Origin of the sequence: Nocardioides endophyticus, assembly GCF_039543845.1 — a bacterium.
GTDB lineage: Bacteria > Actinomycetota > Actinomycetes > Propionibacteriales > Nocardioidaceae > Nocardioides > Nocardioides endophyticus.
Genome location: NZ_BAABKN010000009.1, coordinates 326,722 through 338,695 on the forward strand (window position 1 = coordinate 326,722; position 11,974 = coordinate 338,695).

10 protein-coding genes are annotated in these 11,974 nt (G+C 70.3%); 6 read left to right on the forward strand and 4 right to left on the reverse strand.

Features of this window, described 5'->3' with window-relative positions; translation table 11 throughout:
* The first annotated feature begins 61 nt into the window (after window positions 1–61).
* The 5 genes from ABEA33_RS07595 (at window position 62) to secA (ending at window position 6,711) form a co-directional block, all read left to right on the forward strand.
* A complete protein-coding gene (locus ABEA33_RS07595; protein WP_345526129.1) occupies window positions 62–817 on the forward strand; it encodes a ComF family protein in 756 nt (251 codons plus the stop codon).
* A gap of 377 nt (window positions 818–1,194) precedes the next feature.
* Complete coding sequence (gene hpf / locus ABEA33_RS07600; RefSeq protein ID WP_345526130.1) at window positions 1,195–1,818, forward strand: ribosome hibernation-promoting factor, HPF/YfiA family; 624 nt, start codon at window positions 1,195–1,197, stop codon at window positions 1,816–1,818.
* A gap of 111 nt (window positions 1,819–1,929) precedes the next feature.
* Window positions 1,930–2,613: a response regulator gene (locus tag ABEA33_RS07605; RefSeq protein WP_345526132.1), complete on the forward strand. Its 684-nt coding sequence runs from the start codon at window positions 1,930–1,932 to the stop codon at window positions 2,611–2,613.
* Window positions 2,614–2,642: 29 nt separating this feature from the next.
* Window positions 2,643–3,848 (forward strand): winged helix-turn-helix domain-containing protein, encoded by a 1,206-nt coding sequence (locus ABEA33_RS07610; protein WP_345526133.1) that lies wholly within the window; start codon window positions 2,643–2,645, stop codon window positions 3,846–3,848.
* A 46-nt stretch (window positions 3,849–3,894) separates the two neighbouring features.
* Window positions 3,895–6,711, forward strand: coding sequence for a preprotein translocase subunit SecA (gene secA, locus ABEA33_RS07615; protein WP_345526134.1), 2,817 nt, complete (start codon window positions 3,895–3,897; stop codon window positions 6,709–6,711).
* A 15-nt stretch (window positions 6,712–6,726) separates the two neighbouring features.
* On the opposite strand, the gene ABEA33_RS07620 is transcribed toward secA, so the two are convergent.
* The 4 genes from ABEA33_RS07620 to ABEA33_RS07635 form a co-directional block, all read right to left on the reverse strand.
* Window positions 6,727–7,245, reverse strand: coding sequence for an Rv3235 family protein (locus ABEA33_RS07620; RefSeq protein ID WP_345526135.1), 519 nt, complete (start codon window positions 7,243–7,245; stop codon window positions 6,727–6,729).
* On the reverse strand, window positions 7,242–7,853 hold the full coding sequence (locus tag ABEA33_RS07625) for a LysM peptidoglycan-binding domain-containing protein (protein WP_345526136.1): 612 nt from the start codon (window positions 7,851–7,853) through the stop codon (window positions 7,242–7,244). The genes ABEA33_RS07620 and ABEA33_RS07625 overlap by 4 nt, the downstream gene beginning before the upstream one ends.
* A 250-nt stretch (window positions 7,854–8,103) precedes the next feature.
* Window positions 8,104–9,354, reverse strand: a complete 1,251-nt coding sequence (locus ABEA33_RS07630; protein WP_345526138.1) for an MFS transporter — start codon at window positions 9,352–9,354, stop codon at window positions 8,104–8,106.
* Between the two features lie 13 nt (window positions 9,355–9,367).
* Window positions 9,368–10,846 (reverse strand): NAD(P)-binding domain-containing protein, encoded by a 1,479-nt coding sequence (locus ABEA33_RS07635; RefSeq protein WP_345526140.1) that lies wholly within the window; start codon window positions 10,844–10,846, stop codon window positions 9,368–9,370.
* Between the two features lie 144 nt (window positions 10,847–10,990).
* On the opposite strand from ABEA33_RS07635, the gene ABEA33_RS07640 reads away from it, so the two are divergent.
* Window positions 10,991–11,947: a metalloregulator ArsR/SmtB family transcription factor gene (locus ABEA33_RS07640; RefSeq protein ID WP_345526141.1), complete on the forward strand. Its 957-nt coding sequence runs from the start codon at window positions 10,991–10,993 to the stop codon at window positions 11,945–11,947.
* Window positions 11,948–11,974: the final 27 nt, after the last annotated feature.

An 11,974-nucleotide genomic window follows, 5' to 3' on the forward strand; every position in this document is an offset into this window, starting at 1 on the left:
GCGCTCCACAGGCGGACGCCGGCGGCTTGAGTCGGGGCGCAGTCGGTGGTCCCATCGAGCCGTGCTGCGGGACACCTGGGGTGAACTCGCCGACGCGGCCTCCGACCTGCTGCTCGGCGGCCGCTGCGCGGGGTGCGAGCGTCCGGGACGGGTGCTCTGCCCCGACTGTGCGCGGGCCCTGCCGAGCGACGGTCATCCGGCCTGGCCAGATCCGGTCCCGGCCGGTCTGGCGCCGCCCTGGGCAGCGGGGGAGTACGCCGGGCCGCTGCGTGCGTTGGTGATCGGGCACAAGGAGCGGCGTCTCCTCGGTCTGCGGGCACCGCTCGCCGAGCTGCTCGCCCTCGCAGTGCGCGCTGCGCTGGCGGAGGTGCCGCCGGGCCCGGTCGTGCTGGTGCCGGTGCCGTCCCGGCCGGGCGTGGCCCGGGGTCGGGGCCACGATCCGACCGGACGGGTCACCTCCCGAGCGGCACGCCTGTTGCGGCGCGACGGGGCCGACGTCATCGCGATGCCGCTGCTGCGCAGTCGGCCCGGGTCCGTGGACCAGGCGGGGCTCGGAGCAGTCGCCCGCGCGAGCAACCTCGCCGGATCGATGCACTGCCCGACGGAGCTGGTCCGGCGGCTGGTGGCCCGGCGTACGCGCGCGCACCTCATCGTGTGCGACGACGTGGTGACCACCGGGGTGACCCTGCGCGAGGCCCAACGCGCTCTCGAGGCGGTCGGGCTCGACGTGGCCGCGGTCGCAGCGGTAGCCGCGACACGCCGTCGGATCCCGGCTGGAGCGGCCCGCCCCCTTTCTTCGGCCGACCCTTCGGACTAACGTCTCATCATGGAGTCCGTCCGGGTCCGTGGTTGCGTCGTCCAGGTGCCTCGGTCCAACCGGGTGCCCGGTCGACAAGCCGATGCCAGTCGCAGGCGAAACGGTCCACGTAAGACGGCCCGCCCCGCACTGCGGAGCGGCCGACGATCACGGTGCGGCTTAGTGGTAAGTCCTGCCTCGGCTCCGTCGTCAGATGCGACGGCGGTCGGGAGAAGGTCAGTAGTGGCAGAGAAGCTGCGAGAGCCTCAGCAGGCGATTGTGGGGTCGAAGACCAGGTCGGCCGGACGGACTCCTCTCCGCGGCGTACCCGAAAGAGGGCGCGCCCGGAGCTGACCGCCGAAACACCGAGAAGCAAGTTGTGCAATCGGGAGGTTCACATGGAAGTTGTGGTCACGGGTCGACACTGCGAATTGTCCGATCGGTTCCGCAGTCACGTCGAGGAGAAGCTGGCGCGACTGGAGAAGCACGATCATCGGATAATCCGGGTCAACGTCGAGGTCGAGAACGAACGCAACCCGCGGCAGGCCGATCGCGCCGTACGCGTCGAGCTGACAGCCCTCTCGAAGGGCCCGGTGATCAGGGCCGAGGCGTGTGCCGCCGACAAGATGGCTGCCCTGGACCTGGCCCTCGACAAGATGGCAGCCCAGATGCGGCGCGCCTCCGATCGGCGGCGGGTCCACCACGGACGCCGCGCCCCGGTGTCGGTGGGGGAGGCGCTCGCCAACGGCGCTCCCACGCTGGAGACGGTGGCTGACGAGGTGGTCACCACCGATCGCCAGGTCGGCCCCATCGACGTGACCGGCGACGGGCCGCTCGTCGTGCGTGAGAAGACGCACGCGGCCGACCCGATGACGCTCGACCAGGCCCTCTACGAGATGGAGCTCGTCGGTCACGACTTCTACCTCTTCGTCGACAAGGAGAGTGACCGTCCCGCAGTCGTCTACCGCCGCCGTGGGTACGACTACGGCGTGATCTCGCTCGACCTCGAAGCGACTGTCTGACCGCTCTCGAGCACGCTCAGACGATGGGATGGCCCGGACGGGCCATCCCATCGACACGTCTCGCCACCCGCCTGTCAGCACAAAACGGCCCGGTCGTGCCATGATTCCCTCGTGGCCGAGCCGATGACAGACGCAGGGCGTGAGCCCATTCGCGTGCTCGTGGTCGACGACCAGGAGCTCTTCCGGCGCGGACTGACGATGCTGCTGGGCGTCGAGCCCGGTGTGGAGGTGGTCGGCGAGGCCGGCGACGGCGTCGAGGGGACCGCCCTCGCTGAGCGCACCGCCCCCGACGTCGTGCTCCTCGACATCCGGATGCCCAAGCGCTCCGGGATCGAGGCCTGCCTGGCCATCAAGGAGGCCGTGCCGACGGCCAAGATCGTGATGCTCACCGTCTCCGACGAGGAGGCCGACCTCTACGAAGCGGTCAAGAGCGGTGCGGCCGGCTACCTGTTGAAGGACTCCTCGATCGAGGAGGTCGCCCAGGCCGTCCGGGTCGTCGCCGACGGCCAGTCCCTGATCAGCCCGTCGATGGCGGTCAAGCTGATCGACGAGTTCAAGCAGATGTCGCGCCCCGAGCGCGACCACGCCTCCGGGCTCCGGCTGACCGACCGCGAGCTCGAGGTGCTCCGCCTGGTCGCCAAGGGCATGAACAACCGTGAGATCGCCAAGGAGCTCTTCATCAGCGACAACACGGTGAAGAACCACGTGCGCAACATCCTCGAGAAGCTGCAGCTGCACTCGCGGATGGAGGCCGTGATGTACGCCGTCAAGGAGAAGCTGCTCGATCTGCCGTGACTGTCGGCGCCACCTCGTAGCCTCGCGCCATGGAGTCGATGAGCGTCGCGCAGGCGCGTCGTACGGCGCTGGCAGCGCAGGGCTTCCTCGACAAGCCGCACGCCGAGCCCACCATGCGCACCTTCCAGCGGACGCTGGAGCGCACCGGGGTGCTCCAGGTCGACTCGGTCAACGTGCTCCAGCGCGCGCACTACATGCCGCTCTACTCCCGGATGGGCCCGTACGACGTCGGCCTGCTCCGCCGCGCCGCCGAGCAGCGTCCCCGCCGGGTCGTGGAGTACTGGGCGCACGTGCAGGCGTTCATGCCGGTCGAGCTGTGGCCGGTGATGCAGCACCGGATGGACGACTACCGCGCCAAGCGAGGCAAGTGGGGATTCGTCGCCGTCGACTCCGACAGTCTGGCGCTGGAGCAGAACCTGCTCGCCGAGCTCGCCGACCGCGGTGCGGCGACCGCCCGCGATCTCGACGAGGGGCTGCCGCGGGCCAAGGACCACTGGGGCTGGAACTGGTCCGAGACCCGCCGGATGCTCGACTACCTCTACACCTCCGGGCAGGTCGCGATCGCCGGCCGCAACAGCCAGTTCGAGATCCGCTACGACCTGCCCGAGCGGGTGATCCCGGCGGCCGTGCTCGCGCGGCCCACTCCTACCCGCGAGGAGGCCGCACTGGAGCTCGTACGCCGGGCCGCCCGCTCGCACGGCGTCGCCACCATCCAGGACCTCCGCGACTACTTCCGGATGCCGGTGGCCGACACCGCGGCCGCGGTCGCGACCCTGGTCGAGGAGGGCGACCTGCTCCCGGTCTCCGTGGCCGGCTGGCAGCGACCGGCCTACCTGCACCGCGACGCCCGACTGCCGCGCCGGGTCGGGGCCCGGGCGTTGCTCAGCCCGTTCGACCCGGTGGTGTGGGAGCGGGCGCGCACCGAGGCGCTCTTCGACTTCCACTACCGCATCGAGATCTACGTCCCCGCCGACAAGCGGGTCCACGGCTACTACGTGCTGCCGTTCCTGCTCGGCGACCGGATCGTCGCCCGGGTGGACCTCAAGGCGGACCGCAAGCTCGGCCACCTGCTCGTCAAGGGGGCGTACGCCGAGCCCGGTGCCCCGCCGGAGACCGCCGAGGAGCTCTCGGCCGAGCTGCGTCGGTTGTCCGGGTGGCTCGGGCTGGCCGCCATCTCGATCGAGCCGCGTGGCGACCTGGCTCCTGCGCTACGAACGCTGGGTGACGCTGGGTAGAGTGGCGCCGCTCAGCGATTTACGCGACTCAGGGAAGTTGGACCACGTGCCTGCCATTCTCGACAAGATCCTCCGCATCGGAGAAGGCAAGATCCTCCGCCAGCTCGAGGCTGTCACCGCGGCTGTCAATGCCATCGAGGATGACTTCGTCGCGATGAGCGACGACGAGCTGCGGGGGATGACTGCCGAGTTCAAGGACCGGCTGGCCAACGGGGAGTCGCTCGACGACATCATGCCCGAAGCGTTCGCCACCGCCCGCGAGGCCTCCCGCCGGGTGCTCGGCATGCGCCCCTTCGACGTGCAGGTCACCGGCGGCGCCGCGCTGCACATGGGCAACATCGCCGAGATGAAGACCGGTGAGGGCAAGACGCTGGTGGCCGTGCTGCCGTCGTACCTCAACGCGCTCTCCGGCAACGGCGTCCACGTGGTCACGGTCAACGACTACCTGGCCAAGTACCAGTCCGACATGATGGGTCGCGTCCACAACTTCCTCGGCCTGACCGTCGGCGTGATCCTGCCCGAGATGCGTCCCGACGAGCGGCGCGAGGCCTACAACTGCGACATCACGTACGCCACCAACAACGAGCTGGGCTTCGACTACCTGCGCGACAACATGGCGGGCTCGATCGAGGAGTGTGTGCAGCGCGCCCACAGCTTCGCGATCGTCGACGAGGTCGACTCGATCCTCATCGACGAGGCGCGCACGCCGCTGATCATCAGCGGCCCCACGCAGGACGACGTGCAGTGGTACGCCGAGTTCGCCAAGATCGCGCGCAAGCTCGACAAGGACGTCGACTACGAGGTCGACGAGAAGAAGCGGACGATCTCGGTCCTCGAGCCCGGCATCACCAAGGTGGAGGACCACCTCGGGATCGAGAACCTCTACGACTCGGTCAACACACCCCTGATCTCCTTCATGAACAACTCGATCAAGGCCAAGGAGCTCTTCCGCAACGACAAGGAGTACGTCGTCATGGAGGGCGAGGTGCTCATCGTCGACGAGCACACCGGCCGCATGCTGGCCGGTCGTCGCTACAACGACGGCCTGCACCAGGCGATCGAGGCCAAGGAGGGTGTGGAGGTCCGCGAGGAGTACCAGACCCTCGCCACGATCACGCTCCAGAACTTCTTCCGCCTCTACGACAAGCTCTCCGGCATGACCGGTACGGCCATGACCGAGGCGTCGGAGTTCGACAAGATCTACAACCTCGGCGTGGTCCAGATCCCGACCAACAAGCCGATGGCCCGCGTCGACCAGGCCGACCTCGTCTACCGCACCGAAGAGGCGAAGTACGACGCCGTCGTCGACGACATCGCCGAGCGGCACGAGAAGGGTCAGCCGGTCCTCGTCGGCACCGTCTCCGTCGAGAAGTCGGAGCACCTCTCCAACAAGCTGCGCAAGCGCGGCATCCCGCACTCGGTCCTCAACGCCAAGGTCCACGCCGACGAGGCCAAGATCGTCGCGATGGCCGGTCACAAGGGCGCGGTCACGGTCGCCACCAACATGGCCGGCCGAGGCACCGACATCATGCTCGGTGGCTCCGTCGAGTTCCTTGCCGACCAGGAGCTGCGCAAGCAGGGCCTCGAGCCCACCGGCGAGACCGCGGACCAGTACGACGAGGCCTGGCCGACCATGGTCGAGCGGATCAAGGAGCAGGTCGGCAACGAGCACGACGAGGTCCGCGAGGCCGGCGGCCTCTACGTCGTCGGCACCGAGCGCCACGAGTCGCGTCGCATCGACAACCAGCTGCGAGGTCGTTCCGGCCGCCAGGGCGACCCCGGCGAGTCGCGGTTCTACCTCTCGCTCGAGGACGAGCTGATGCGGCTCTTCAAGTCCGAGTGGGTCGACCGCGTGCTCCAGGTCCTGAAGATTCCGGACGACGTCCCGATCGAGAACAAGCGGGTCACCAGCGCGATCGCCAACGCGCAGGGCCAGGTCGAGTCGCAGAACTTCGAGTCACGCAAGAACGTCCTCAAGTACGACGACGTCATGGACCGCCAGCGCAAGGTGATCTACGCCGAGCGTCGCGAGGTCCTCGAGGGCAAGGACCTCGAAGAGCAGATCCGCGGGTTCCTCGACGACACGGTGGCCGGGTACGTCAACGGCGCCACCGCGGAGTTCGCCGAGGAGTGGGACCTGGACGCGCTGTGGACCGCCCTGCGGCAGATCTACCCGGTCACGGTCGACCAGCAGGCGATCATCGACGAGGCCGGCGGTGTGGAGGGCCTCGAGCGCGAGGAGCTCGTCGAGACCCTCAAGGCCGACGCCAACGCGGCGTACGACCGGCGCGAGGAGGAGGTCGGCGAGCCGGTCATGCGTGAGCTCGAGCGCCGGGTCGTGCTCTCGGTGCTCGACCGCAAGTGGCGCGAGCACCTCTACGAGATGGACTACTTGCGCGAGGGCATCTACCTGCGCGCCTACTCGCAGCGCGACCCGCTGGTCGAGTACCAGCGCGAGGGCTTCGAGATGTTCACGGCGATGATGGACGGCATCAAGGAAGAGGCGGTCGGCTTCCTGTTCAACCTCGACGTCCAGGTCGAGGAGGACGTGGACGACGACACCGAGGTCGACTTCGAGGTCGAGGCCGAGGAGGTCGTCGAGCCGATGGCTCGCGTGCTGCCGTCAGCCGAGCAGCCCACCATCCGCGCCAAGGGTCTGGAGCGGCCCGCGGCCCCGCAGAACCTGTCCTACTCCGCACCCTCCGAGGACGGCGAGGTCGCGGTCAAGACCGAGGCTGCCGCTGACGAGGAGTTCGCCAAGGTCGGGCGCAACGACAAGTGCCCGTGCGGGTCGGGCAAGAAGTACAAGATGTGCCACGGCCGCCCGGGCGGCCCGACCGGCCTGACGGCGCGGATCTCGTGACCTGACGCGTCTCCGCTACGCAAACTCCAGCGCCGTGCACCGCCAACGCTGGTCGTGGGTGCGTTCGAACCTGGCGGCCAGGGCACGGGAGCGCTCGCCGTACCGCACGTGCGTGCTGACCTCGACGACGTCGCGGCTGATGAAGCACGGGTGGACGCCGAGCACGCGCGGCCGCACCGGCTGGAACCGGCCCTGACCGGGGTGGTGCCGCCCGGCACGGGCGACGAGCAGCGCGCGGCGCTGCAGGTTCTCGTAGACCTCGCGTGAGCTCCACCGGAGCAGTTGGGTGACCGGACGGTCGCCACCGACGATCTCGACGGCGGCCTGGGCGTAGCGGCGGGCCCACTCCTCGAACGCCCGGCGGATCAGGCCGTCGATCGGGAGCACATCGGCGACCGGCCCGGACCCGGTCGTGGCCGGCAGCCACGGCGGATCCTGGCGTGGCTCCAGGTCCAGTGCCAGCGTGCCCTGCACGCTGGCGAGCGGCGCGGCCGGGCGGAGCGGCACGACCTCGTGGGGGTGGTGTTCGGTCATGGCAGTACCTCCAGTCGCTGGGCGGGTCGGATCAGGTCGGGGTCGGGGCCGATGACAGCCCGGTTGAGGTCGTAGAGGCGTCGCCAACGCACGTCGATCTCGGACGTGCTCGCGTCAGGTCCGAGGCTGCGCGCAGCGATCGCCCACAGCGTGTCCCCGGGAGCGACCACGACCGTCGACAGGTCAGCGGGCAGAGCCGTGGCCCGGTCGGGAAGCGGTAGCCCGACCAGGACGACCGGGTCCGCGACCCGGTCCTCGTGGAGCCGCCCGGGTGTCGCGTGGGCCGGGCCGGCCATGCCCAGCCCGCTTGCGAGCGCGACCCCGCAGGCGGCGAGCACAGCGCGACGCAGGGAAGCGGGTACGCCGGCGGCGTACCGCCCCCGCCCACGGAGGGCGCAGAGCACGGTCACCACGGTCGACAGCCACAGCCAGCCGGTCGCGAGGAGCGCCAGGCCGGCGCAGAGCCGGACCAGGGCCGCGTCGAAGGTGGCGGCCCCTGGCTCGCGGGTTGCCGGCAGCAGCCAGGCGACCAGGAGCGCGCAGCCCGCCGTCGCGACGACGAGCACGGCGAGGCAGCGGGCGAGCGGCACCTGCGGGCTGCTGATCATGGTCCGAGACTCCAGGATCGTTACGTTTGCTTTCGTTTACGTAAGAAAACGCTCTTTTAGATGGGGAGTCAACCATTCGTCCACAGCACGCGCGTGTGTGGAGTCGCGCGGACGTGGCGGCGAGCTGCAGCACCTCCAAAGCTGTAGCGCCTGGCTGCTTGCGTCACCGCCAACGGCAGACACCCGCTCGACCCGGTCGGTGTTGCGCCACCGGCGACGGGATGCCGGTCGTCCAGCCGTAAACGACCTGTCAGGCGACCGGAGCCAGGGAGGGCTGCCGCGGAACGACGAGGGCGGCCCCTACGGCGAGCCCCGCGAAGACGGCGAGGGTTGCCGCGTGGCTGCCGAGGGCCGTGGCCAGCGCGGTTGCGAACCAGGGTGCGAACGCGGCGGTCGCCAGGAGGGGCAGGGACAGGGTCGCGTTCAGGCGGGCGTAGTCGGTGGTGCCCCACCGGTCGGTGACGGCGGTGGCTTGGAGGAGGGTGAAGATGCCACGGACCATCCCGGCCACGAACGACAACGCGACCAGTGCCGAGTAAGGGCCGGGGGTGACAGCGAGCGCGAGCGTGGTGACGGCGACAGCGGCGAACACCAGGCGGGTTCGGGTGCTCACGCTGGTGGCGGCGTCGAGGCGGCGGTAGCCGAGGCGGCCGCAGACCTGGCCGATGCCGCCGATGCCGAGCGCGGTCGCTGCGGCGGCGGTGCTGAAGCCGCGGGCCGTGAGCAGCGGGACGAAGACGATGAGGACGGACCACATGCAGAGTCCGGCGAGCCCGAACGCGGTCACTGTTCTGGTGAATCCCGGCAGCTGCCACGGCGATCTCGAGCCTGGGCGGTCATGAGGTCGGGCAGTAGGTCTGGGGGTCGTGACTGGGTCGGGTGTCGGCCACGGGGCGCGCAGTCCCCACGCGTGTAGGGCGACGGTGACGGCGAGGATCCCGGCAAGGATCGTGTAGGTGTCACGCCAGCCGACGTGTTCGTCGAGAACTGCTGTCAGGGGCGCGAACACGGTGCTGGCGAGTCCCGCTACCAGCGTGAGGGCGGTCAGCGCGTGGAGACGTTGTCGTCCGCCCCAGGTGGTGAGCGCCGCGAACGCCGGCGGGTACAGAGTCGCGGCCATCGCAGCGCCGGCGACGCACCAGGCGGCCAGGAACACCGACCAGGTGCCGGCCAGGGAGAGCGCGACGACCGATGCGACTGCGAGGACGGACCCGAGGGTCATCACGGCGCGGGGGCCGCGTTGGTGGATGTGGCGGCCGACGAGGAGCCCGGTGCCGGCGGCGATGAGCTGCGCGATGGTGAACGCTGCGACGACTGCTGGTTGGGACCAGCCGGTGTCCTCGCTGATGGAGGGTGAGAGGACTGGGAACGCGTAGTAGAGGACGCCCCACGAGATGATCTCGGTCGCGCACAGGACCGTGGTGACGCGTCGAAGGGTGCCGTGCGGAAGCCCGCGGTCGGTGGTGACCGCGGGCTCCGCGCTTTCGGTGGGTGAGGTCAACGAGGTGTGACGGTCAGCCGCAGCTGGGGCCGCATCCTGTCGAAGTGCCTGCCGGTGCGGTGGCTTCGCTGCTTCCTGCTGCCGTGGCCGCGGCGCCGATGGTGATCAGCTCGGGCGCTGCGGTTGTGCCGCAGCAGCCGCCGTCGGCGGCTGCGCCGTCGAAGAGGCCGGATCCGCCGCAGACACCCGTATCGGGCAGGACGAGCTCGACCCGCGCGGCGGCCTCGTGGTCGCCGGCGATCTCGGCGACGATGCTTCGGGTCTGCTCGAACCCGGTCATCGCCAGGAACGACGGGGCGCGGCCATACGACTTCATTCCGGCCAGGTACAGGCCGGCCTCGGGCTGACGGAGCCGGTCGGCGCCGTGTGGCGTGACGCTTCCGCAGCTGTGCCACGCCGGGTGGATCTCGCCGGCGAGCTGGGAGGGGGCGTCGAGCTCGGCGTCCAGGTCGAGCTGGACCTGGCGCAGCCAGGTGTGGTCGGGGGCGAACCCGGTGACGACGATGACCTCGTCCACACCGCCGACGACCTTCCCGTTGCCGTCGGGAACGTCGGCGAACGAGGTCAGCCGCAGCTGGCCGGCCTGAGCGTCGGGGTCGGGCTCGACATCGCTGGTGCGGAACGAGGTCACCACGGTGACCGGGCCTGACTCAACGGCTGCCTGTGCGCTCTTCCCGAGCGCTCCGCGGGCCTCGAGCTGGTCGTTGTCGCCGCCGCCGAACGCGTCATCGGTTCCCGGGCGGCGCACGAGCCAGGTGACCTGGGTGTCGGGGTGGGTCTTGGCGAGGCTCCCGATGCCGACGAGGACGTTCTGCGCGGACGCGCCGGCACCAGCGACCGCGACGTGCTTGCCGGCGTAGCGGTCCACGACCTTGGGGTCGGTGAAGTCGGGGATGCCGTAGGTGATGCGCCCGGCATGCTCGGCCTCGCCTGCGGCCGGGTAACCGTCGCCGCCGAGCGGGTTCGGCCCGGTCCAGGTGCCGGAGGCGTCGACGACGGCGCTGCCGGCGATCCGGGTGCGGGTGCCGTCGGGTGCTTCGACATGGATGGTGAACGGCAGGCCGTCGCGGTCGGCTGCGACGAGCCGGTCGCGGCCGTACCGGGCCACACCCACGACGCGGGCGCCGTAGCGGACCTCGACCTCGTCGGTCGCGTTGAGGGCGTCGGCGAGCGGGGCCAGGTAGCGCTCGACCCAGTCGCCGCCGGTCGGGTAGGTCTGCGGGTTGGGTGCGACCCAGCCGGTGGGAGCGAGGAGCTTCTCGGCGACGGGGTCGATGAGCTCGCTCCAGGCGGAGAACAGCCGTACGTGGCCCCAGTCGCGCACCGCCGCGCCAGCATTGGCGCCGGCCTCGAGGACGACGGTCGGCAGGCCGCGGGACTGGGCGTGTGCGGCGGCGGCGAGGCCGATGGGGCCGGCGCCGACGATGACCAGCGGCCGCCCGGCGGTCGGCGTCAGGCTGGCGGTCGGTGCGGACGGGGTCGTGGTGCTCATCGCGTGCTCCTGAAGCGGTAGTGGCCGAAGGGAGCCATCCTTCATCGAAGATGGTCGATGTAGGCTCCTGAGTCCGGACTGTATCGACGAACACCGATGAACGCAACCATCGATCCATATCGATAGAGCGGGTAGGGTGTGCGCATGAGCGTGAGCACGACGCATGAAGCCACCGGGACCAGCGAGGCCCCGGCTCGGACCGCACTGCCGGTCCTGACCGACGCCGCGGCGTGCGCCGACGCGTCCTGCGCCCCGTCGACTGCCTTGCCGACCGGGCAGCCGGCCGCGCTCGCCGACGACCTCGCGTCGACGTATGCCGAGTGGTTCGCGACGCTCTCGGACCCGACCCGGGTGCGGCTGTTGCACGCGGTCTCGACCGCACCGACCGGGCACCTGCGTGTCGGCGACCTCGCCACCGAGCTCGGCATCAGCCAGTCCACGGCCTCGCACCACGTCCGCAAGCTGGCTGACGTCGGATTCGTCGCGGTCGACAAGGTTGGTACCTCTTCGGTCGTCAGCGTGAACCCGGCCTGTTGCACCGGCCTGCCGCACGCCGCCGACGTCGTCATGGGCACCCTCGCGGCCGTCCCGTGCTGCCCCGAGGATCTGCCGGTTGACGTGACTACGCGGGCGATGACCGATGCCGACCTGCCGCTCGTGCGTGACATCTACGCCGAAGGCATCGCGACCCGCAACGCGACCTTCGAGACCGAGGTCCCCAGCCTGGCCGTCCTCGCCGAGAAGTGGCTGCCCGGGCACCGGTGGGTCTCCGAGCGCGACGGCAATGTCGTCGGGTGGACCGCGGTCAGCCCGATCTCGCAGCGCGAGTGCTATGCCGGCGTCGGTGAGACCAGCGTCTACGTCACCGAGTCCGCACGGGGTGCCGGCGTCGGGAAGGCGCTGCTGTTCCGCCAGGTCACCGAGGCCGACGCCGGCGGCCTGTGGACTCTGCAGACCTCGATCTTCCCCGAGAACCGCGCTTCGATCGCCCTGCACCACTCCGCCGGCTACCGCACCCTCGCCGTACGGCCCCGCATCGCGAAGCTCGACGGCGAGTGGCGCGACACGGTGTTCCTCGAGCGCCGCAGCGAGAACGACTGACCGGGCGCCTCGCGTCGTCCGACTTGC

What these genes read in the sequence shown, in the direction of transcription:
- hpf (WP_345526130.1), top strand. Translation starts at nt 1,195, where the DNA reads ATGGAAGTTGTGGTCACGGGTCGACACTGCGAATTGTCCGATCGGTTC.
- ABEA33_RS07610 (WP_345526133.1), top strand. Translation starts at nt 2,643, where the DNA reads ATGGAGTCGATGAGCGTCGCGCAGGCGCGTCGTACGGCGCTGGCAGCG.
- ABEA33_RS07620 (WP_345526135.1), bottom strand. Translation starts at nt 7,245, where the DNA reads ATGACCGAACACCACCCCCACGAGGTCGTGCCGCTCCGCCCGGCCGCG.
- ABEA33_RS07625 (WP_345526136.1), bottom strand. Translation starts at nt 7,853, where the DNA reads ATGATCAGCAGCCCGCAGGTGCCGCTCGCCCGCTGCCTCGCCGTGCTC.
- ABEA33_RS07635 (WP_345526140.1), bottom strand. Translation starts at nt 10,846, where the DNA reads ATGAGCACCACGACCCCGTCCGCACCGACCGCCAGCCTGACGCCGACC.
- ABEA33_RS07640 (WP_345526141.1), top strand. Translation starts at nt 10,991, where the DNA reads ATGAGCGTGAGCACGACGCATGAAGCCACCGGGACCAGCGAGGCCCCG.